The sequence below is a fragment of the Flavobacterium sp. UBA7680 genome (assembly GCF_002482975.1).
Taxonomy (GTDB): Bacteria; Bacteroidota; Bacteroidia; order Flavobacteriales; family Flavobacteriaceae; genus Flavobacterium.
The window spans coordinates 180,655-202,751 of record NZ_DLHA01000058.1 but is presented as its reverse complement, the minus strand read 5'-3'; the positions used below and the strand labels follow the sequence as shown (position 1 = coordinate 202,751).

Annotated in this window: 23 protein-coding genes; 7 read left to right on the top strand and 16 right to left on the bottom strand. The window is 31.7% G+C overall.

Annotation, left to right across the window (positions count from 1 at the left end):
- Complete coding sequence (gene ccoS / locus B3C18_RS24560) at positions 1–192, bottom strand: cbb3-type cytochrome oxidase assembly protein CcoS (protein ID WP_073482448.1); 192 nt, start codon at positions 190–192, stop codon at positions 1–3.
- Positions 193–300: 108 nt separating this feature from the next.
- Positions 301–2,694, bottom strand: coding sequence for a heavy metal translocating P-type ATPase (locus B3C18_RS24555; protein ID WP_291153095.1), 2,394 nt, complete (start codon positions 2,692–2,694; stop codon positions 301–303).
- 199 nt (positions 2,695–2,893) lie between these two features.
- Between B3C18_RS24555 and B3C18_RS24550 the strand changes: the two genes are divergently transcribed.
- Entirely contained in the window at positions 2,894–3,574 is a 681-nt protein-coding gene (locus B3C18_RS24550; protein ID WP_291153093.1) for a Crp/Fnr family transcriptional regulator, read from the top strand.
- A 1-nt stretch (position 3,575) separates the two neighbouring features.
- On the opposite strand, the gene mazG is transcribed toward B3C18_RS24550, so the two are convergent.
- The 4 genes from mazG to def form a co-directional block, all read right to left on the bottom strand.
- Positions 3,576–4,346: a nucleoside triphosphate pyrophosphohydrolase gene (gene mazG, locus B3C18_RS24545; RefSeq protein ID WP_232682439.1), complete on the bottom strand. Its 771-nt coding sequence runs from the start codon at positions 4,344–4,346 to the stop codon at positions 3,576–3,578.
- 93 nt (positions 4,347–4,439) lie between these two features.
- Positions 4,440–5,234, bottom strand: a complete 795-nt coding sequence (locus B3C18_RS24540; RefSeq protein WP_291153089.1) for a carbonic anhydrase — start codon at positions 5,232–5,234, stop codon at positions 4,440–4,442.
- A 263-nt stretch (positions 5,235–5,497) separates the two neighbouring features.
- Complete coding sequence (locus tag B3C18_RS24535; RefSeq protein WP_291153087.1) at positions 5,498–5,986, bottom strand: DUF5606 domain-containing protein; 489 nt, start codon at positions 5,984–5,986, stop codon at positions 5,498–5,500.
- A 63-nt stretch (positions 5,987–6,049) separates the two neighbouring features.
- Complete coding sequence (gene def / locus B3C18_RS24530; protein WP_291153085.1) at positions 6,050–6,640, bottom strand: peptide deformylase; 591 nt, start codon at positions 6,638–6,640, stop codon at positions 6,050–6,052.
- 199 nt (positions 6,641–6,839) lie between these two features.
- Here def and B3C18_RS24525 point away from each other — a divergent pair, with 199 nt between their 5' ends.
- Positions 6,840–9,056, top strand: a complete 2,217-nt coding sequence (locus B3C18_RS24525; protein WP_291153082.1) for an FUSC family protein — start codon at positions 6,840–6,842, stop codon at positions 9,054–9,056.
- 64 nt (positions 9,057–9,120) lie between these two features.
- On the opposite strand, the gene B3C18_RS24520 is transcribed toward B3C18_RS24525, so the two are convergent.
- The 5 genes from B3C18_RS24520 to B3C18_RS24500 all read right to left on the bottom strand — a co-directional run bounded on the left by B3C18_RS24520 (position 9,121) and on the right by B3C18_RS24500 (position 12,475).
- The gene (locus B3C18_RS24520; protein WP_291153079.1) at positions 9,121–10,614 is read right to left on the bottom strand and encodes a malate:quinone oxidoreductase; all 1,494 of its coding nucleotides are present in this window, start codon (positions 10,612–10,614) and stop codon (positions 9,121–9,123) included.
- 124 nt (positions 10,615–10,738) lie between these two features.
- Positions 10,739–11,155 (bottom strand): Holliday junction resolvase RuvX, encoded by a 417-nt coding sequence (gene ruvX / locus B3C18_RS24515; protein WP_291153077.1) that lies wholly within the window; start codon positions 11,153–11,155, stop codon positions 10,739–10,741.
- Positions 11,156–11,198: 43 nt separating this feature from the next.
- Positions 11,199–11,480 carry a type II toxin-antitoxin system RelE/ParE family toxin gene (locus B3C18_RS24510; protein ID WP_180861234.1) on the bottom strand — a complete coding sequence of 94 codons (282 nt, stop codon included), beginning with the start codon at positions 11,478–11,480 and terminating at the stop codon, positions 11,199–11,201.
- Complete coding sequence (locus B3C18_RS24505) at positions 11,470–11,703, bottom strand: hypothetical protein (protein WP_291153073.1); 234 nt, start codon at positions 11,701–11,703, stop codon at positions 11,470–11,472. Before B3C18_RS24505 ends, B3C18_RS24510 begins: the two co-directional genes overlap by 11 nt.
- A gap of 139 nt (positions 11,704–11,842) precedes the next feature.
- Positions 11,843–12,475 carry a PAS domain-containing protein gene (locus B3C18_RS24500; RefSeq protein WP_291153069.1) on the bottom strand — a complete coding sequence of 211 codons (633 nt, stop codon included), beginning with the start codon at positions 12,473–12,475 and terminating at the stop codon, positions 11,843–11,845.
- A gap of 274 nt (positions 12,476–12,749) precedes the next feature.
- Between B3C18_RS24500 and B3C18_RS24495 the strand changes: the two genes are divergently transcribed.
- The 3 genes from B3C18_RS24495 (at position 12,750) to B3C18_RS24485 (ending at position 15,528) form a co-directional block, all read left to right on the top strand.
- Positions 12,750–13,565, top strand: coding sequence for a 2,3,4,5-tetrahydropyridine-2,6-dicarboxylate N-succinyltransferase (locus B3C18_RS24495; protein ID WP_291153066.1), 816 nt, complete (start codon positions 12,750–12,752; stop codon positions 13,563–13,565).
- Positions 13,566–13,672: 107 nt separating this feature from the next.
- Entirely contained in the window at positions 13,673–14,737 is a 1,065-nt protein-coding gene (locus tag B3C18_RS24490) for a glycosyltransferase family 9 protein (RefSeq protein WP_291153063.1), read from the top strand.
- Positions 14,738–14,739: 2 nt separating this feature from the next.
- Positions 14,740–15,528 carry a glycosyltransferase family 2 protein gene (locus tag B3C18_RS24485; RefSeq protein WP_291153060.1) on the top strand — a complete coding sequence of 263 codons (789 nt, stop codon included), beginning with the start codon at positions 14,740–14,742 and terminating at the stop codon, positions 15,526–15,528.
- On the opposite strand, the gene B3C18_RS24480 is transcribed toward B3C18_RS24485, so the two are convergent.
- Positions 15,506–16,276 (bottom strand): Kdo domain containing protein, encoded by a 771-nt coding sequence (locus B3C18_RS24480; RefSeq protein WP_291153058.1) that lies wholly within the window; start codon positions 16,274–16,276, stop codon positions 15,506–15,508. The genes B3C18_RS24485 and B3C18_RS24480 overlap by 23 nt on opposite strands.
- 84 nt (positions 16,277–16,360) lie before the next feature.
- Here B3C18_RS24480 and B3C18_RS24475 point away from each other — a divergent pair, with 84 nt between their 5' ends.
- Positions 16,361–17,434 carry a glycosyltransferase family 4 protein gene (locus tag B3C18_RS24475; protein WP_291153055.1) on the top strand — a complete coding sequence of 358 codons (1,074 nt, stop codon included), beginning with the start codon at positions 16,361–16,363 and terminating at the stop codon, positions 17,432–17,434.
- A gap of 3 nt (positions 17,435–17,437) precedes the next feature.
- Here B3C18_RS24475 and B3C18_RS24470 read toward each other — a convergent pair whose 3' ends face one another.
- Positions 17,438–18,301 carry a hypothetical protein gene (locus tag B3C18_RS24470; protein ID WP_291153051.1) on the bottom strand — a complete coding sequence of 288 codons (864 nt, stop codon included), beginning with the start codon at positions 18,299–18,301 and terminating at the stop codon, positions 17,438–17,440.
- 119 nt (positions 18,302–18,420) lie between these two features.
- Here B3C18_RS24470 and B3C18_RS24465 point away from each other — a divergent pair, with 119 nt between their 5' ends.
- The gene (locus B3C18_RS24465; protein WP_291153048.1) at positions 18,421–19,440 is read left to right on the top strand and encodes a glycosyltransferase family 2 protein; all 1,020 of its coding nucleotides are present in this window, start codon (positions 18,421–18,423) and stop codon (positions 19,438–19,440) included.
- A gap of 3 nt (positions 19,441–19,443) precedes the next feature.
- On the opposite strand, the gene B3C18_RS24460 is transcribed toward B3C18_RS24465, so the two are convergent.
- The 3 genes from B3C18_RS24460 to B3C18_RS24450 are packed head-to-tail and all read right to left on the bottom strand — an operon-like array spanning position 19,444 to position 22,097.
- Positions 19,444–20,409, bottom strand: a complete 966-nt coding sequence (locus B3C18_RS24460; RefSeq protein ID WP_291153045.1) for a glycosyltransferase — start codon at positions 20,407–20,409, stop codon at positions 19,444–19,446.
- A 42-nt stretch (positions 20,410–20,451) separates the two neighbouring features.
- Positions 20,452–21,087: an acetyltransferase gene (locus B3C18_RS24455; RefSeq protein ID WP_291153042.1), complete on the bottom strand. Its 636-nt coding sequence runs from the start codon at positions 21,085–21,087 to the stop codon at positions 20,452–20,454.
- Positions 21,087–22,097, bottom strand: a complete 1,011-nt coding sequence (locus B3C18_RS24450; RefSeq protein WP_291153040.1) for a 3-oxoacyl-ACP synthase III family protein — start codon at positions 22,095–22,097, stop codon at positions 21,087–21,089. The genes B3C18_RS24455 and B3C18_RS24450 overlap by 1 nt, the downstream gene beginning before the upstream one ends.

Here is a 22,097-nt window from a genome sequence, read left to right as displayed (position 1 = left end):
TTATACTTGTTTTTCTTCGATTGGTGAATTATTATTTGGGGAAATAATTTTGGTCTCGTCATCAAAAAGAATTCTGACCGAGGGCGTATAATCGTCATCGTATTGTCCAGATTTGACAGCAACGATAAAGGCAATAAAGAAACAGATTGCCACGAAAATACTTACTGAAATTAAAAGATAAATAACACTCATACCGTAAATTTATGTTAACAAAATTACTGGGTCAGTGGCGTTTAAAATATGATAATTATCATGCTTGTAGAAGAATGATAAAATTAAAAAAAATATTCTTACAATTATTTAAAATCCATCTAAATTCTTACAATTGAAGTAGTTAGACATAAAAGTCACAAAACTTACAATCGTAATTGTGCTTAAAGGCATGATGATTGCTGCCACTAAAGGAAGTAGATTTCCGGTAACGGCAAACGTAAGTCCGACAATATTATAAAGGAGTGATAAGCCAAAACTCATTTTAATAATCAGGATCGATTTATGAGAGAGTTTTAAGAAATAGTTTAATCGTGAAAATTCACCTGCATCGAGAATTGCATCGCAGGCTGGAGAAAATACATTTACATTTTCGGATACAGAAATACCCACATTACTTTGTGCAAGGGCTCCAGCATCATTCAGTCCGTCTCCTACCATCATAACATTCTTTCCTGTTTCCTGCAGTTTTTTAATAAATTCTAATTTTTGTTCTGGTTTTTGGTTAAAAACCAGTTCAGTATTTTTAGGTAAAATAGCTTCAAGATTTTCTCTTTCGCCATCATTATCTCCAGAAAGCACTTTTATATTATATTCTTTGCTAAGGGTTGCAAACAATTTTTCTAGTCCTTCGCGATATTGATTTTGGAAGATAAATTTTCCGTAATATCTATTGTCTATTTTAATATGAAGCGAGGTTTTTTCTATTTCTGAAGAGTCTAAAATTGGGCTTTCAACAAATGATGAAGAACCTATTTTTACTTCTTTTTCTTCGGCGAAAGCCAAAATTCCTTTTCCGGTAATTTCCTGAAAATCATCAATTTTTATCCTGTCATATTCCGGCAGAAAGTCATATAACATTCTGCTTAAAGGATGATTGGATCCTCGAAGCACGTTTTTTATTAATTGTAAATTTTCATCGGCAAATTCAATTCCTTCGTATAAAATATTAGATTTTTTATTGGTTGTAATGGTTCCGGTTTTATCAAAAACAATAGTATCAACTTTAGCCAATTGTTCTATTACTAAAGCATTTTTTAGATACATTTTTTGTTTTCCCATTATTCTGAGAATATTTCCAAATGTAAACGGAGCAGTAAGTGCCAACGCGCAAGGACAAGCCACAATTAATACTGCTGTAAAAACATTAAAAGCAATATTGGTATCAATAAAGATCCAGTAACCAAATCCTGCAAAGGCAATTAGCAATAAAATTGGTGTAAAATAACGGCTCAAAGCGTCTGTAATTGTTTTGTGTTTTTGTTCTACTTTTTTCTGAAAAATTTCGTTGCTCCATAATTGAGTCAGATAACTTTCTGAAACAGAATGCAATACTTCCATTTCGATTACTTTTCCAATTTGTTTTCCACCTGCGAATATTTTATCTCCTGATTTTTTTGTGATTGGAACAGCTTCTCCGGTAACAAAACTATAATCGATTTCGGCCTTTTCGCTCATTAAAATTCCATCTACTGGAATTAATTCCTGATTTCGAATCAATAATCTGTTTCCTTTTAAAACATCATAAATTGGAACGCTTTCTTCTGAAAAATCAGCATTGATTCTGGTTACCGCAATTGGAAAATAGGATTTAAAATCTCTTTCGAAACTTAAAAAACTATAGGTTTTTGTTTGAAACATTTTACCCAGCAGCATAAAGAAAACCAAACTGGCTAAACTGTCAAAAAATCCCGGTCCATGATCCATCAGCATATCATAGCTACTGCGAATGAACATTACAATAATTCCTAAGGCAATAGGAATATCAATGTTTAACATTCTGGTTCGGATACTGTGATAAGCTGAAACGTAATAACCACTTGCAGAATAAAAAAAACTTGGTAACGCTAAAAGAAAAATTAGAATTCTAAAAAACGGTTTATAGCTATCTAACCAAAATTCTTTGATTTCGAAATATTCAGGAAAGGAAAGCAGCATAATATTTCCGAAACAGAAAAAGGCAACGCCTACTTTATAAGTTAAACTTCTGTCTACTTTATTTTTACCTGTTTCGTAATTTTCTAAACTAATATAGGGTTCGTAACCTATAGAACTTAATAAGTATACAATTGATTTGAGAGAAACGGTTTCTGAATTGAAGGTAATTCGAACCTTTTTTTCGGGAAAATTAACTTGTGAAGCGCTGATTCCGGGCTGCAGACGATTTAGGTTTTCGAGAATCCAAATGCATGAGCTGCAGTGAATATGCGGAATATTTAATGAAACTATTGAGGTATTTCCTTCCTGAAATTCGAGAACTTTAGCTAAAATTGCTTCGTTGTCTAAAAAGTCATATTTGCCCTGAATGTCCTGAGGAGTAGCTCCAGGCGATTTTTCAAAATCATAATAGCAGGTTAAATCATTTTGGCTAAAAATTTCGTAAACTGTTTTACAACCAGTACAACAAAACTTTTTTTCATCAAAATTGATCTCTTCATTTTTAGGAATAGTCAGCCCGCAATGAAAACAACTCTGCTCGCTCATAATTTGTTTTTTTAATTAGCAAAATTCTAAATAAGCGGTGATTATAACTATGACATTTATCATGTTATAATGAAATCTAATCCTAAATTAATGAAATAATTTATCAAATTGAAATAATACCTTTTTCTACGTATTTTTAGCCGTAAAAGTGCTTTTTAACCACAGGAATTGGTTAATTTTGCACCAAATTACTCCTGCTATGAATAAATGTGATCAATGTATTGTTCGTCAGCTTTCTTCTCTAAAAGCCCTAAATAAAGATGAAGTTATAAAATTGGCTAATAGCAAAACTACCTACACGATTAAAAAAGGCGAAGCTATTTTTGAAGAGGGCGAAGTTACGAATGGCGTTTTCTGCGTTAAGGACGGAGTTGGAAAACTTTCAAAATTAAGTGCCAACGGAAAGGATCAAATCGTTAAGCTTGTAAAATCCGGAGAACTTTTAGGACAGCGTTCGATGATTAGTAATGAACCTGCAAATTTATCTGCAAAAGCCATTGCTGATATGGAAGTTTGCTTTATTCCGAAATCAGAAATTATCCATTTCTTTAATAGCAACAATCAGTTTTCTTTGAATTTGATGCAGTCTGTATGCGAGGATTTGAAAGAATCTGAAAATGATAAAATTGCTTTGGTTCAAAAAACGGTAAAACAGCGTTTGGCAGAAACTTTATTGCATTTACATAATGAATTTGGAGAAAATACAGATAAAACCCTTAAAGTACAGCTTACCAGAGAAGAACTTGCAGGAATAATAGGAACGGCAACTGAAAGCTGCATCCGATTATTATCTGACTTTAATAAACTGGAATTAATTGAATTAGTAGGTAAAAAAATTATGCTTAAAAATGTAAAAGCATTAAAACGAATGGCCGAATAAATTACTGTTTTTTAGCTTCGTTCCAAAAAACATCCATTTCTGCGAGAGTCATATCCATTAAAGGTTTTCCTAACTCGCCTGCTTTACTTTCTAAATATTGAAAACGCTTGATAAATTTTTTATTCGTGCGTTCTAAAGCATCTTCCGGGTTAACATTTAAAAATCTGGCATAGTTTATCATTGAGAATAAAACATCGCCAAATTCGGCTTCAATTTTATCCTGATCACCAGCTTCAACTTCAACCTGCAATTCGTTTAGTTCTTCCTGAACTTTATCCCAAACCTGGTGCGGTTCTTCCCAGTCAAACCCTACTCCTTTTACTTTATCTTGGATTCTGCTTGCTTTTACTAATGCCGGCAAACTTCTTGGAACTCCTTCTAAAACAGATTTTTTACCTTCTTTTAATTTTAGTTTTTCCCAGTTTTGTTTTACTTCTTCTTCATCTTTTACAACAGTATCCGAATAAATATGCGGATGGCGGTGAATTAATTTATCGCAGATTTCGTTGCAGACATCTGCAATATCAAAATCATTGGTTTCTGAGCCTATTTTAGCATAAAAAACAATATGTAGCAGTAAGTCTCCGAGTTCTTTTTTTACTTCGTTTAAATCATTATCTAAAATGGCATCGCCTAACTCGTAAGTTTCTTCAATTGTTAAATGCCTTAATGTCTGCAAGGTCTGTTTTTTATCCCACGGACATTGCTCACGAAGTTCATCCATGATAATTAATAATCTTTCGAAGGCTTTGAGTTGAAGTTCTTTGCTCATTTTTTTATTTTAAGATACCAAAATTAAAACAATTTGCGGATTAAACAGGTCTTTGCTAAACTAAAAAAGAAGGCAAAATACCTTCTTTTTAATTTAGATTGACTCTTTAATTTTTCTTCCGTTTAATTCCTGAACATTTCTAAAATTATTCAATGGCATTATCTTTTTTAAATCTGTTATCATTTTAATAGAAACTTCGATTGGGGTTTTAAAAATAAACCATTGTACGCCTTCTGTACAAGGCGGTGTTGTCAATGAACCAGAGTAAGTATAATAGGATCTATTTTGTGGAAGAACTTTATTGATATTAAAATCGTTGCTAACTTTTACAGTATCATTAGCTTTTTTAGGCAGATACTTATCAAGAAATTCAAAAGTTTCATTGCTTTTCTTGTCTTCTTGCGCCATAATAGAAACTACGGCAAATTTTCCATCTTTATTTTTATGAACCATGTGAATTTCTAACGGATATCTCACACCTTTTATAGTATGTTCTGCCGATTCATGAAAATGAAATTGTTTGAGTTCATATTGATCTCCATTAATTACGATATAATCTCCGGATTCAAAATCAAATTGAATAGTGTGTCCGTTATTGATAACATCATGAATTTTTGTTTTTAGATTGTAATGAAAATCAATAGGTTTTAGCGTATTATCATTTTCAGTGTCAACAATATCAACTGGTGATTGTACTTTTCCTCCGCAATCATTCTGATCCATTTCTCCCCAATGAGATGGCCCCGTTTCACCTTCATAATTCCAATGCTTATGATGCTCTAAAGTTGTTATTGTATCAGATGGAGTTACATATTGTTCTGTTTCTTTTGATTTGTTGTTGCAAGCTGTCGCTAATACTAAAGCTGCTATTACTGCAAAATTTTTCATTTCCTTTTTCATTTTTCCTATCATTTAAAATTTAGTTTCAAAGCCAAAAAATCATTTCAAAACAGTTATAAAATACACATAATATACTTATGTATAAATAGTTACAATTTAAAACTAAATTATCAACTGCGTTTTTAGACTATTTTAAAATATTATTTTTCTTACAAAAATATATTTTAAAACTTAAATAACAAGTGATTTTAAATAAAAAAATCCCGTTAAGAAATATCTTAACGGGATCAATATATTTGAATTCAGAAAAATTATTTTTCTTCCTTTTTAGCTTTTGGCTTTTTAGCAGCTGGTGCTTTTTTTGGTTTTTCTTCAACAGCCGGAGTTTCTTCTGGAGCTTCAGCAGCAGCTGGAGCTAAATCAGTTACTAAACCTTTAGCCTGAAGTGTGTTGTACCAGTTTAATACTTTTTTAATATCTGAAGGATAAACTCTTTCTTCATCATAATCCGGTAAAATTTCTTTAAAGTAAGCAGCTAAAGTTGCATTATCTTCTTTGTGAGAAATCGCCTGACCTTTGTTTTCTTTAGCAGCAATTTTTTGCATTACTTCAGTCAATGGTTTTTCTCCGTCGTGTGTATAAATTGAAATTTCTGATAGTAAGCTTACATTACTTTTTAAGTTTACTGTAATTTTTTTTCCGTCTAATAATGATTCTGCCACAAAACCTGTACGAGTCTGCACTTTCAATACATATAAACCTGGTTTCCCAGAAATGGCTAAAATTTTGTCTAAATTCATGTTTATTAAAATTAGTATTAAGAATTTTTGTCTTTTATTAATGTTCTAAATTTTTAGAACTTTTTATCTTCCTTTCTTTGCCGCTGCAAATTTCATTCTGTATTCCTGAAAAGTCTTGCCTTCGGTGATGTTTTTTAATTTCTTTTGAATCAAACGCTTTTTTAAAGAAGATATTTTATCAGTAAATAAAATGCCTTCGATATGATCGTATTCGTGTTGAATAACTCTCGCAATTAAACCGTCAAAAACTTCAGTTTTCATTACGAAATCTTCTTCGCAATATTCAATAGTAACAGTTGGTTTTCTGTAAACATCTTCGCGAACGTCCGGAATACTCAAACAGCCTTCATTAAAACTCCACTCTTCACCTTCTTCTTTAACGATTTTAGCATTGATAAAAGTTTTTTTGAAACCTTCTAAGTCTTTCTGTTCATCTTCTGGTAAATCCTCATCGTCGCTAAAAGGAGTTGTATCAATAACAAATATGCGTATAGGAAGACCAACCTGCGGTGCCGCAAGTCCCACTCCTAAAGCATTATACATGGTTTCATACATGTTTGCTATTGTCTCTTTTAAGTTTGGATAATCTGGCGTAACTGCCGTTCCTACTTTTCTTAAAACAGGATCACCATATCCTACAATTGGTAAAATCATTTGTAATTATTTAATGTTTTATCTAATGAAAACCCTATATTAAGGTTAACATATTTCAGCTGGCAAAAATAGTAAAAAATACTCAACGATTAGCTGTAAAGCCACATTATAACAATTTTTTATATGCTTTAGAAAACTCCGCTATAATTATGCCAAAATATTTCGTACAATTCTTAACTTTGCTAGTAAACCTCACGATATGCTAGAGCGAATCTCAAAATTCACAAACAGTACTTCCTTTTTAAATGCATCAAAAGTTACTATTGCTTCGGTTGTACCTGTTGTAATTTTGAATTTTTTGGGACATTTTGAAATAGGTTTTACGATTGCGCTTGGTGCTTTTTATACCTATCCAAGTGATATTCCGAGTTCATTAAGTCACAAAATCAAAGGGTTAATTGTAGCTTCTTTAATTGTTTCGGGTGTAAATTTATTAGTCAATCTGGCTTATCCTTTTCCGTTTTTATTTTATCCGTTTTTAGGGTTTCTATTATTTTTATGTTCGATGATTTCGGTTTACGGACAGCGCGCTACTTTGGTTTCGTTTTCTGCTTTATTATCGATTTCATTATCATTTGGGCATTTACATACGGGATTGGAAGCTCTTCAATATTCCGGATTTATTTTTACGGGAGGAATTTTATATCTTATCGTTTCGCTGGTTTTTCATTTTGTACAGCCATATAAATATGTCGAATTACAAATTGCCGAAGGGATAAAACTAACAGCAAAGTATTTAAAACTAAGAGGTGATTTATGGAGCCCGGCTGCTGATCGTCAAAAAATTATAGAAAAACAACTAGCAATACAGGTTGACCTGAACTTGATTCATGAGGATTTACGCAAAATGTTGATTGGAAACCAAAATACTTCAGCAACTACAACGCAGAATCGAAAAATGCTTTTGGTGTTTATTACTTTGGTTGAAATTCAGGAATTGGCACTTTATACTTCGTTTGACCACAGTAAACTTCATGAAAAGTTTGCAAAGCATCCGGAAGTCTTGCGTACCTATCAAAATGTTGCTTATAAACTGGCTTCTACACTTAAAAAGCTTTCAAAAAACGTGCATCATATTGCGGTTTATGTAGATAAAAATGATCTAAAAAACGAATTAGACGCACTTGAGTTTGCTATTTTTGATTATGAAAAAACTTTAGGCAAAGAAGAAGCTGCAGAAGGTGTTTTGATGCTGACGAATATGCTGAAATATGCTAAAAATCAGGTTGGAAAAATTAAAATTATTCAGCGTGCTTTATCGCTGGCAATGCAGTCTTATAAATTAAAAGATAAAGAGTTAGAAAAATTCTTAACGCCGCAATATTATCCTATAAGGACGCTTATTGAAAACTTAAGTTATTCTTCATCCATTTTCAGGCATTCGCTTCGATTAACGATTACGATTTTAATTGGTTTTATAATTGGTAAATTTCTGCCGTTTCAAAATGTCTACTGGATTTTATTGACCATTGTAGTAATCATGCGTCCGGGTTATGGCTTGACGAAAGAGCGTTCTTATAACAGAATCTTCGGAACTATTTTGGGAGGTCTTCTTGCGTTTGGGATTGTTTCTGTAATTCAAAATCATGTTGCTTTGAGTATTTTCTCGATTGTATGTATGCTTTTGGGAATTTCATTTACACAGATCAATTATAAAATAAGCGCCACATTTGTTACAATGTATGTGGTTTTTATTTACGGAATTTTAACGCCAAATGTTGTCGAAGTTATTCAATTTAGAATATTAGATTCGCTCGCTGGAGCAACTTTGGCTTTTATTGCCAATCAGTTTTTATGGCCAGCGTGGGAATTTATTAATACGCCAATTCATATTGAAAATTCGATTCGGGCAAATCGAAATTATCTTAAAGAAATTGCTGATTTTTATAATAAAAAAGGCGAAATACCAACGTCTTACAGATTGTCCAGAAAGAATGCTTTTGTTGAAATAGGAAATTTAATGACTTCTTTTCAACGTATGATGCAGGAACCAAAATCAAAGCAGAAAACAATGCCTTTGGTTAATAAATTGGTGGTTTTAAATCATTCGCTTTTATCAGCTTTAGCATCATTATCGACTTATATTCAATCGCATCAAACTACATCTGCATCAGAATCTTTCAATTATATTATAAAAACTATTTTACAAAATCTGGAACATTCGATTTCTATTTTAAGAAATGAAACGATTATAACGGATACTTTTTTTGATAAAGAAGATGTGACGCTGCAATTTGAAGAACTGAAACGTAAAAACTTTACACGACTTGCAACCGACGATGAACTGGATAAAGAAACGCGTCAGGCAAAAATGCAGGAGGCTTCGATGGTTATTGAGCAATTGATCTGGATGAGTAATCTTGCAGAGAAGATTTTAAAAATAACAAAAGAATTAAAAGCTGTAAACAACGATTAATATAGTTTTTAGCAATAAAAAAAGGACTTAGATAAAAGTCCTTTTTTTATTTTTAACGGAAGTTTTATTTAATTTTTAAAACTTCTGCTGTATGTTTTCTCATTTCTGCTAAAAGCTCTGGTTTATCATTCAGCGTTTTACCATAAGATGGAATCATTGTTTTCATTTTAGCTTCCCATTCTGGTGTTTTAATTTGATTTGTAAAACATCTGCTGATTAAATCAACCATAATGGCAACTGCAGTTGATGCTCCCGGAGAAGCTCCTAATAATACGGCTAAAGTTCCGTCGTGTGTTGTAATAACTTCTGTTCCAAATTCCAAAACTCCACCGCCATTTTCACCTTTTTTAATTACCTGCACACGCTGACCTGCTTTTTCTAATTTCCAGTCTTTAGAACGTGCACTTGGCAAATATTCACGAAGTGCTTTCATTCTGTCTTTTGGAGACTGACGAACCTGCTCAATTAAATATTTTGTTAGTGGAATATTATGAAATCCGGCAGAAAGCATCGGAATTAAATTGTTTGCTTTTATGGATAATGGTAAATCTAAATAAGATCCATTTTTAAGGAAACGTGTTGAGAATCCTGCAAATGGTCCAAAAAGAAGTGCTTTTTCACCATCAATTACACGTGTATCAATATGCGGAACAGACATTGGAGGCGCACCTACGCTTGCTTTTCCGTACACTTTTGCCTGATGTTTTGCAATAACTTCCGGATTTGTACATTTTAACCATTGACCGCTTACAGGGAAACCTCCGTAACCGTCTCCTTCTGGAACATGCGCTTTTTCTAATAAAGGCAATGAACCACCTCCGGCTCCAATAAATACGAATTGAGTATAAGCTTTTCTTTTTTGACCAGTTGATAAATCGGTGATTTTAATTCTCCATGATTTATTCTCACGCTGTCTTAATTTTTGAACTTCGTGATTAAAATATAAAGTTACGCCGTCTAATTTTTCAAGATAATTAAACATGCTTCTGGTTAAGGCTCCGAAGTTTACATCGGTACCAATTTCCATGTGAGTTGCTGCTAATTTTTCTCCTTCTTCTCTACCTTCCATTACAAGAGGCATCCATTCTTTCAGTTGATTAAAATCTGTACTGAATGTCATTTCAGAAAAAATTGGATTGCTTTGAAGTGCTTCGAATCTCTTTTTAAGATACTCAACATTTTTATCTCCCCATACAAAACTCATGTGAGGAACACTTTTAATAAAATTTTCTGGAGAAGGAACTTTATTTTCCTGTACTAAATACGACCAAAACTGGCGTGAAATTTCAAAAGATTCTGCTATACTGATTGCTTTTTTGGGATCGATACTTCCATCTTCTTTTTCTGGAGTATAATTTAATTCACAAAAGGCAGAGTGTCCGGTTCCTGCATTATTCCAGGCATCCGAGCTTTCGGCCGCTGCCACATCTAATCTTTCGTAAATTTCAATTTTTATATCGGGCTGCAGCTCTTTTAAAATTAATCCAAGAGTTGCACTCATAATTCCAGCTCCAATAAGCACTACTTCACTATTGGAACGTATTGTATTGTCAGGCATAACAGTAATTTGTTTTAAAATGCAAAGGTACTTTTTTCAATCGCAAAAAAAAACTAATTTTTACATGATAAAAGTTAGAAAATTATAAATTTTTCTAAAAATGAAGATTTAATCCCAAATAAACTTAAAAACGTTTCGACGAAAGATAATCCTGAAGCATAATGGTTGCGGAAATTTCATCGATAAGCCCTTTATTTTGGCGTTGTTTTTTGCTAAGTCCGCTGTCTAGCATAGTTTGAAATGCCATTTTTGAAGTAAAACGTTCATCACCACGAATTACTTTCATTTCCGGAAAAATATTCGAGAAATGGGTTACAAAACCATTAATCACAGAGGCACTTTCTGATGGCTGACCGTTCATTTGTTTTGGTTCGCCAATTAAAACTGCTTCTACTTTTTCTTTAGCAAAATAATCTTTCAGAAAATCAACTAAAGTATGAGTAGGAATTGTAGTTAAACCTGATGCAATAATCTGCATTTCGTCTGTAACAGCAATTCCTGTGCGTTTTTGTCCGTAGTCTATGGAGAGGATTCTTGGCATTTTTTGAAATTTTGATAAACGATAGAAAGGAAAATTATAATCTTTAAAGTGAGTCTTTATATTTTATAAAACTGAAAACTAAAACAATATTTTTCTCGATATCAACCTCATAAACAGAAACGTAACCTTTAAAAACATAATCTCTAATATTTTCATTATCAAAGTATTTCGACTTAGTAAAATGAAAAGGATGTTTTAAATCTTTTTTAATATTTTTAAGCAAATCTTTCCTAAACTTTAGAGCTGCTCCGGGTTTATCTTTATAAATATAATGAACTTGTTCTTTTAATAATTTTAAAAATTCATTAGAAATTTTAATTGTCATATTCCGAAAATGTATTATCTAAAATCGAATCTACTTCATCTATTGAATACAACTTTTCATTGCCACTTTTTAATTTAGCATAAGCTGCATGCACTTTTCTTTTATCATTTTCAAAATCAGAATCTTCCTCAATAATTCTCAATTCACTTGGAGAAAATTTACTTAATAACTTAAGCACTTTCTCTCTAATCTCCGGCTGAAATTCTAATCTTATCGCTTCCATAATTCTATCATTTTACAATACAAATATAAAACTTTTTAAGTTCATGTTTTTTTTAAATTAAACTTAAAACCAAAAGGCCCGCCTTGAAAACTCAAAACGGACCCGAACCTAAATATTTAAAACTAAAAATTATTCTCTTTTATCGGTTAAACAATCTGCCGAAAAAACCTCTGTGCTCCTCTTCTTCGCCATCTTGTTCTTCTTCATAATGAGCAAATTTTGCCTGATTTTTTTCATGATCGTAAATTAACTCTTTTATATATTCAACATATGATTTCTTTTTTTCTTCTAAAAAACCAATCAAATATTTCTCGCTAAACTCTACTCCGCTTGCTGCTTCGATTTGAAGTAACTTTTTATACAATGGTTCAATATGCATTGCAATCACTTCTTGCGGAACAGCTTGTCTTCTTCCAAAATAATTTACAATTACACCGTTTTCATCTCTTGCAATATCAAAATCTGTAATGACCCAATAATATCTTCCTGATTTTGCCAGATTTTTTACAATTGCATGAAAGTTTTTTCCATTTTTAAGATTTTCCCAAAGCACTTTAAAAATAACTTTTGGCATATCGGGATGGCGAATAATATTATGTGGCTGCCCCATTAATTCATAATCTTCGTAACCACAAACGTCAACAAAAACTTCATTGGCATATTCAATAATACCAAAGGCATTTGTTTTGCTCATAATTACCTGCGTTTTATCCCATGTAACTTCTTTATCGATTACTGTTACCGGAGTTCGGAGTTGATTTTCCTGATTCATGTGTAGTAGATTTTATATGTTTTGGATTGGATTTTTAAGGTTGATTTCTCAGAATTAATCCGGCAAAAGTAGATGGAAGAAAAAGCAAAGAATCTGACATTTGTCATATTTTGATATAAAAAAAACTTTTAGAGGTAGATTATTGAAATCGACATTATATTGAGAAAACGTAATTTATCAAATTAAAAACAAAAAGTTATATTTATAACACTTTCGATCCCGTTTACTTTTTTGCTTTTCCGTAAATACGTTATCTTTGCCAAAAATTTAAACTATGAATTCTTTACAGACTATAATTGAACAAGCTTGGGAAAACAGAGCTTTATTACAAGAAAAAACTACAACTGACGCTATTAGAGAAGTTATCGAATTAATTGATGCAGGAAAATTACGTGTTGCTGAACCAGTTGGTGACGCTTGGCAAGTAAACGAATGGGTTAAGAAAGCGGTTGTAATGTATTTCCCAATTCAAAAAATGGAAACATGGGAATCTGGTATTTTCGAATATCACGATAAAATGTTGCTAAAAAGAGGTTATGCTGAAAAAGGAATTCGCGTAGTACCAAATGCTGTGGCACGTTACGGAGCTTATATTTCAAGCGGTGTTATTTTGATGCCGAGTTATGTAAATATTGGTGCTTATGTTGACGAAGGAACTATGGTTGATACTTGGGCAACTGTTGGTAGCTGTGCACAAATTGGTAAAAACGTTCACTTAAGTGGTGGTGTTGGTATTGGTGGTGTTTTAGAGCCATTACAAGCTGCTCCGGTAATTATTGAAGACGGTGCTTTTATTGGTTCTCGTTGTATTGTTGTAGAAGGTGTTCACGTTGGTAAAGAAGCTGTTCTTGGTGCTAACGTTTGTTTGACTGCTTCAACAAAAATTATTGACGTTACTGGCGACGAACCAGTTGAAATGAAAGGTTTTGTTCCTGCACGTTCTGTTGTAATTCCTGGAAGTTATACTAAAAAGTTTGCTGCTGGTGAATTTCAGGTTCCATGTGCTTTAATTATTGGTACTCGTAAACCATCTACAGATTTGAAAACTTCATTAAATAATGCGCTTCGCGAATACGACGTTGCGGTATAATTTATAAAGAACAAATAAATTAAAAAATCCAAATTCCAATTGATTATGATTGGAATTTGGATTTTTTTTGCTTCAATTTGTAACCAATTAAAAGATTCCCTTTTTAGATGAAGATACTTGTTATTCAACAAAAAATGATTGGAGACGTTTTAGTCAGCAGTATTATTTGCAATAATCTGCGTACTGCTTATCCAGATGCTCAAATAGATTATTTGGTTTATGCTTCGACAACTCCGGTTTTAGAAGGTAATTCAAGTATTGACAACATCATTTTATTTGAAGAAAAACATCGAAAAAGCAAAAAAGAATTATTGAAACTTGGTTTTCAAATTCGAAATGAAAAATACGATCTGGTTATTGATGCTTATTCAAAACTAGAAAGCTGGATTTTAGTATTTTTAAGCAACGCCAAAAGAAAAATCTCTTATAAAAAACCCGGAAGAAATTTTCTTTATACCGATAATGTTCCTTTTGCACCTTTTCCTAAAACCAATTTAGGTTTGGCAATTGAAAGAAGACTTTCATTAATTGAACCTTTAGATTTAAAAATTCAAATAGATCCAATCCCGAAGTTATTTGTTTCTGAAAAAGAAAATCAGGACGCTTTAGCTGTTTTTGAAAAACACAATGTTCGTAAAGACAGAAAAACGTTAATGATCAGTCTTTTAGGAAGCGAGAAATTAAAAACATATCCGCTGGAATTCATGTCGAAAGTGGTTGATTATATTGCAGATAATGCTGATATAAATATTCTTTTTAATTATTTTCCGAAGCAGATTGAAGATGCAAAAACTGTTTTTAACGCTTGCAAACCTTCGACTCAGGAAAAGATATATTTTGATTTATTAGGCGGCGATTTACGTTCGTTTATTGCCATTATGAATCAATGTGATTTAATTATAGGAAACGACGGCGGCGCCATAAATATGGCTAAAGCGCTTGAAAAACCTTCTTTCATCATTTTTTCTCCTTGGATTGAAAAGAAAATCTGGGCTACGTTTGAAGATGAAATCCACCATTTATCTGTGCATTTAAAGGATTATCGTTCGGATTTATTTGAGCAGAAATCTGAAAAAATGCTTAAAAAAGAAGCTTTGTCTTTGTATCAGGAATTTAAACCTGAATTTTTTAAAGGCAAAATTGAATCATTTCTAGAAAAAAACATCAGCTAAAAATGATTTCGTCTCCAAAACAACTTTTATCGGCTTTACTGATAACTTATAATGAAGAATCTAACATACGTGAGGTTCTTGATAATTTGGCTTTCGCCGATGAAATAATCGTCGTTGATTCTTTTAGTACCGACAAAACTTTCGAAATTGCATCGACTTACAAAAATGTAAAAATCGTACAGCGTGCTTTTGATAATTTTGCGATTCAGCGAAACTATACAATAGATTTAGCTTCAAACTCATGGATTCTTTTTATCGATGCCGACGAGCGAATAAGCCCGGAATTGCAGCAAGAAATTAGTACCGAAATCAATCAGCCAAAAAGCGCTTCAGCCTATTTTTTCCGCAGAGATTTTATCTTCGAAAACAAGAAACTGTACTTTAGCGGCTGGCAGAATGATAAAATTATTCGTCTTTTTAGAAAAGAAGATGCACGCTATAACAACAATAAAATTGTGCACGAAAAACTAATTGTAAAAGGAGAAATTAGAAAATTAAAGCACAAACTAACGCATCATTCTTATTCTGATTACGAAAATTATAAACAAAAAATGATTTTCTACGGTCAGCTAAAAGCGCAGGAAGAGTTAACAAAAAATACTAATCCTAACTTTTTTCATTTCTATATTCGACCTGTTTATCAGTTTTTAAACCAATATTTATTGAGGCTCGGCTTTTTAGACGGAAGAAAGGGAATTATTATTTGTTACTTAAATGCTTTAAGCGTAGCAGTTCGTTTTCAGGAACTTAAAAAAATCCAGAAACAAATTAAGATTTCTTCCAGAATTTAAGTTTCTTTTTCAATCTTTTCTTTCTTGCAAATTCTTCCTGAAAAGTAGAAGTCGCCTGCCACATTTTTTCGAAAATTTCTGTTTCAGATTTATCAGTATAGAATTTAGAATATTCATTACTCATTACAGCGATCATTTCTTTTTTAGGTGTTAAACGGCTAAAATTGTTCATGCGCTGTTCGAAACTCATATTATCGTGAAAATTCATTCGGTTTAAATCGACTAAAAAGAAACTATAGATATTGTTTTCGTTCTTTTTAATTAATGTATTTCCTGGCGAATGATCTAAAAACTCTACTCCTTTTTCATGAAGATCAAAAGTAAATTTTGTAAACTGCCTTAGAATATTATCATTATCAGGATATTCAGGAATTTCTACCAATTCTCTATAAGTCAATTCTGTAATCAAATGTTCGCTGGCATAATAGCTGTCTTTTAAGCCCACTAAATTAAAGTTTTCAAGAAATGCAATTGGCTCTGGAGTTCCAATTCCTTTTTCTAATAAAATCGTGGCATATTCAAACGAACGTCTTGCTTTTGATTTTCTAAAGTATTTATAGGCAATTTTATTAACTATATTCGGAATTTTAAATGATTTGATATTGATTTTTTTTCCATCTAAATCAAACAATTTTATCTTATTACGATCTCCGTTTCCAAAAAGTTCGCCAGATGAGCCAAACGTTTTGATGGTGTCCAAAATTGCTGGAGTATTATTTTCGAAAGAAGGATTTACTTTAAAATTCATCAGTAGTTTTTTATAAGGGGACAAAAATACGGATACGATTTAAGACTTCAAATTATTATTGTACTTTCGTAAAAAAAGAAAATAATGTCCCAAAAAAGTATCTTTCTAGAAACGCATAATATCAACAACAGAGCATCGGGTTTAGGAACTTTTAATTATGAATTAATTAAAGGATTATCAACGTTAGATTTTGATAATTACGAATTAACGCTGAACAGCGCAAAGCCGGAACTTTTAAAAGACGAATTTAAGGATAAATTTAAATACCATAAATACAGCAGTCTTTCAAGACATCCTTTGTTTAGAATCCGCAAAAAATACGATTTATGGCATTCTGTAAATCAAAATATTAAAGTTGAGCCTTTTCATAAAATAAACTATCTGTTAACTGTTCACGATATTCATTTTGTAGAAGAAGTTTCAAACGATAAAAGTCCTAAATTAAAGAGGCTTTTTACAGAAAAACTAGAAAGATCTACTGCAATCACTTATATCTCAGAATTTGCAAAAAAACACACGCACGAACATTTTAATGTTCCAAATGTTCCCGAATATGTTATTTATAATGGAAATCCAATTTCTACTCTTTTAGATACATCTGCTTTTATTTCGGATGTTCCTGTCGATAAACCTTTCTTTTATTCTATTGGAGATTTTATTGAGCGAAAAAATTACAGTTCGATCATAAACATGATGAAAGTAATTAAAGATTTTAATTTAATCATTTCCGGAAATAACAATAAAAAATACGGTGAAGAAATCAAGAAATTGATTATTGACAACGGCTTAAGCAATCAGGTTTTTTTGACTGGAAAAGTATCTGATGAAGGAAAACAGTTTTATATGAAAAATTGTACTGCATTTCTTTTTCCGTCAATTCGCGAAGGTTTCGGACTTCCGCCAATTGAAGCGATGAGTTTTGGTAAACCGGTATTTTTATCTGATAAAACTTCGCTGCCTGAAATTGGAGGTGACGTATCCAATTATTGGAACAATTTTGATCCTGAATACATGAAAGATATTCTTTTTAACGGATTAACGAATTTTGACAATAATAAAACCGAAATCGAAAATCAGCTTAAAAAAAGAGCTGCAAGTTTCGATTGGAAAGTTGCAGCTGCTGAATATTTTAATGTTTATAAAGAGATTTTAAAATAAATCTTATTTATTTAAATGCTTAAACCACTGCCCGACGTTTTTTTTCCAAATGAAAAAATCTGAGGGCAGAACTTTAAAAAAGTCGAGGTTATTTTTGATTTCATTAAAAGTTGAGCCTTTAACAAACGCCAGTTTTTTCCATTTTTCTGGTTCCATGTAAAAGAAGTTTCGCATGCTTTTGTAGTTGCACTCGTTTACGGTTTCCCATTTATTCAGAAACTCTTCTTTATTGATATCGGTATCATGTCCCCAATTGTTAAACTTCATTTCCAGTTCTTCTTTTGTTCTGGATATGCATTCGTGTAAAATTGGGCCTTTAAAATAAATGATTCTCTTGCGTGTTTGTCTTCCTATTTTGTAACTAGGATAATTTGTAGCCACCATAATTTTGGTTGGCTTTTTAACATACAGTACTCCTTTATCTAATCTTTTATAAAGATTAATAAGGCATGGAGATATTTGAACCTGATTTTTTTCAGGATTCTTCAAGAAATGGTTTTTAGATTTTAAGAATTTTACAAATCCTTTGAAATCCAAAAAATATTCATCTGCATCTAATTGAATGAGCCAGTTTCCTATGCCCATTTTTTCGGCAAGAATTTTTCGTTCCAAAACTTCACATTGCATGCTGGTCAGCTCCGGATGATAAAAATTATCTTCTAGTATTTCTATTTTAGAATCGACATCAATCGTCCTCAACCATTGAAAAAAATCGTCTTCTATAACAAAAGATTCTCCTTTCCAGGTCTTTCTTTCCTTATCAATTGCTAAAAAAATTGAGTCAGATTCTTTATATACTTGTGGAATAGCAATTTTAAGCAATTCATAATCATACGACACTAAAAATCCGACCTGAATTTTTTTCATTTAATTAAATTTGTTAGGGGCAAAGATAAAAACATTCCGAAATTATCTACGAAATTTGCTTTCGAATTTTTAAGATAATTTTAACTTAAACATTATCTTTGCCTTATAAAACAAAAACCATGCAAATTCTTCAATTTCCTGAAATTTCTGTGATAATTCCTGTGTTTAACGCTGCTTCATTTTTGCACGAAAGCATTGAAAGTATCTTAAGTCAAACATTCTCAGACTTTGAACTTATCATATTAAACGATAAATCTACTGATGAAAGTTTAGAGATAATTAAAAAATTTCAAGCTAAAGATAATCGAATAATTATTATAGACAAAGAACAGAATGTTGGACCTGCAAACCTTAGGAATGAAGGTATTAACGCTGCAAAAGGCACTTATATTGCATTGATGGATGCTGATGATATTGCTTTGCCAACTCGTTTTGAAAAACAAATTGAAGTATTAAAAAACAATCCTGAAATTGGAGTCTGCGGAACATGGTTTACCTTTTTTGGATCAAAAAAAGATAAAATCATAAAGCATAACACAAATCCTGATGCTATGAAAGTATCTTTTTTACACAGTTGTAACATTGGGAATCCAACTGTAATGTTCAAAAAAGAGGTTTTAGGAGATTTAAAATTCGATAATGATTATGTTCCCGTTGAGGATTATGATTTATGGAGCAGATTATTGGCTAAAACTAACTTTTATAATATTCCCGAATCTTTATTAAATTACAGACAACATAATAACAATATCAGTAAAACAAAAATTAATAATGTAAACCGATCTGTAAAAAGAGTAAAAATAAATCAACTGGCTGCACTTGAAATTAATCCTGCAGATCCAAAAATTGATTTTTACCTAAATGCTGTTTCGTTTAAAAAAGGGCTTTCTCCAGAAGAAATTATCGAAACTATTAATGCATCAAAATTTCTGCTTTCGCAAAATGAAAAGTTGGGATATTTTAATCATGAGATTTTTCAAAAACATATCACTAAAAATTTAATCCGCATTGTTCGAAATGCAGGTTCTTATAAACTTCCATTTTATAAGCATTTGAAAAATAACGAAAGTAGATTATTCCAAAAAATAAACTTCGTTGATAAAGTGCTTCTCTATTTTAAATCCTTAACCGGGAAGTAATAATTAGATATTTGTTTTAATATAACGCCACAGGTATTTCATTTTTAATGACAGATTGGCTTTATCTAAAAATTCACTTATAGCTTTCTCTGGTTCTTCAATAGTTTTATACTGATCCGTTTTACGTAATTTTAAAGCTTCAAATGCTGAAGCTTTTAATAAGGTTGCCATAACTTTTTTCATGTTATTAGTTCTGGCCTGCGGAATATTATCAAGTATTTCTTTTATATTTAAATAAGAAGAATATCGCTGGAAAAAAGGTGTTTTTAAGGAATAAACCCCGCCTGAATGCCATCTGTAAACTGCGCCTTGAAAATTTAGAAATGCTCCTTTTCCATTGCAAAGTGCTAATGCATAAAGTGTATTATCTTTTCCGTACTTGAATTTTTTATAATCTAAAGGATCAACAGCTTCTTTTCTAAAAAGACTTGTTAAGGTATAAGTGCAATAAGGTTGAAAAAGGGTATTAAAATCAATCGTATAAACAGCTGGCAAAGTGTTGCTGAAATCATTAGGAATTAATTCTGTTTCTTTTTTGGTAAGGAAATCTGTCCAGGTAATTGCATAATCAGGATTGTTTTCTAAAAAGTCTACTTGTTTTTGCAGTTTTAATTCATCGATCCAATAATCATCTCCTTCACATAAGGCGATGTATTTTCCTTGCGCCATGGGAAAAGTAATATCACTCCAAAAATTAATCTTTTGAGAATATTGATTTTCTTTCTGTAAAACGGTTTTAATAATTAAGGGATATTTTTGGGCAAATTCAGTAACAATACTGGCTGTATTATCTGTTGAAGCATCATCATGTACAATGATCTCAAATGGAAATGTCGTTTTCTGATTTAAAAAACCTTCTAAAGTTTCTGTAATAAATTTTTCATGATTAAAAGTATCGCATAAAATACTAACGATTGGTTTTTGTATATCGCCAGTCCAATTTAAAATAATGCTGTTTTGATCTCTCATGAAATAGTATTTCAATTTTTTAATTATTTTTTTAATTGTATTCTAAAAGTCCAGTTTCTTTGCCGGAATACCAAAAACGGTAGTATTTTCTTTTACATTTTTGATCACAAGACTACAGGCACCAACTGTAGCGCCTTTGCGAACAGTTACACGCGGAAGCACAGTTGCACGGGTATTAAGAGTCGTTTCTTCTTCCAAAACAACAAAACCTCCCGTAAAAGAATATGAACTTAAATGTGCCCATTTACGAATTTTAGTATCATGTCCTAAACCAACATATCCTTGTATAGTTACAAAATCTTCGATAATGCAGTCATTACTGATATTTGCGTACATGAAAACCAGTAAACCAGTACCTACAACAGCATTTGTATTTAATTTTGTAGAGGGATGAATTAAATTAATAAACTTACCTCCTTTTGCCGTAATCAGTTCGGCGTAATGTTTTTTCCATGCAACAGTTCCTAACGCGCAGACAAAAACATCATTTTCTTCAATTTTATAATCTTCGACAGAAGAAATAATCGAAGGATAATTTTCAAAACCATCAAGCGCATCAATCTTATCGTCAAGGAAACCTTTTATTACATATTCGAGATTATAACCTGAACATTGTATTGCAAGGTCATAAACTTCACGTCCAAATCCTCTTGCACCTACTATTACTAAATTTTTCATTATTCTATAATTAAGTTACAGGCAGCCCAGGAATATCCTACTCCAAAACCAGCTAATATTAAATTTTTAATGTTAGTTAGTTTTTCTTGTTTTTGAGCTTCATATAAAGCGATGGGAATTGTTGATGAAACGGTATTACCACAATGTTCCATTGCAATAAAAAACTTTTCTTCAGGAATTTTTATCTTTTTTCTTAAGTGATTCAGCATGTATTTATTTGCCTGATGAAAGATAAACAAGTCGATATCTTCTTTAGATAAGTTTGATTTATCTAAAATAGCTTCTGTAAGTTTTGGAACAAATTCACCTGTAAAATTGAAAATTTCAGTTCCGTTCATGAACAAATTTTTATCGTTTCTCACGTTTCCAAATTCATCCTGAATATCTTCATTTTCATTAGAAACCGGAAAACGCATTCCGCCCTGTTTTACAATTAAGTTTTCTGCCCCTTTTCCATCGGTGCCAAAAATAAAATTACCTACTGAACAAAAACCTTTGTCGCTTGTAATTAAAGTTGCCGCTGCGGCATCTCCAAAAATCGTTTTATTACTTTTATCTTTTGGATGAATAAATTTTGAATAGGTCTCTGAAGTAATCAACAAAACATTTTTTGCCATTTCACCTGCAATCAAACCTTTAGCTAAACTCAATCCGTAAACAAAACCCGAACATCCTAAATTAAAATCTAAAGCTCCAACTGAAGTATTTAATCCTAATTTATCCTGAATAATACAAGCTGTTGTAGGTAAAAAATAGTCAGGGCTTTGCGTACAAAACAATAAATAATCAATTGTAGACCGATCAATATTATGTTCTGCAAATAATTTTTCTGCAGCTTTAACCGCCATGTCTGATGAAAATTCATCACCAGCACTTATATGTCGGGAATTAATTCCTGTTTTTGAACTTATCTTTTCAATATCCCATTCTGGAAATGCCTGATTAATTAAATCATTAGATAAAATTTCTTCAGGTAAATAATATGATATGGCTTTAATATTTGCTTTCAT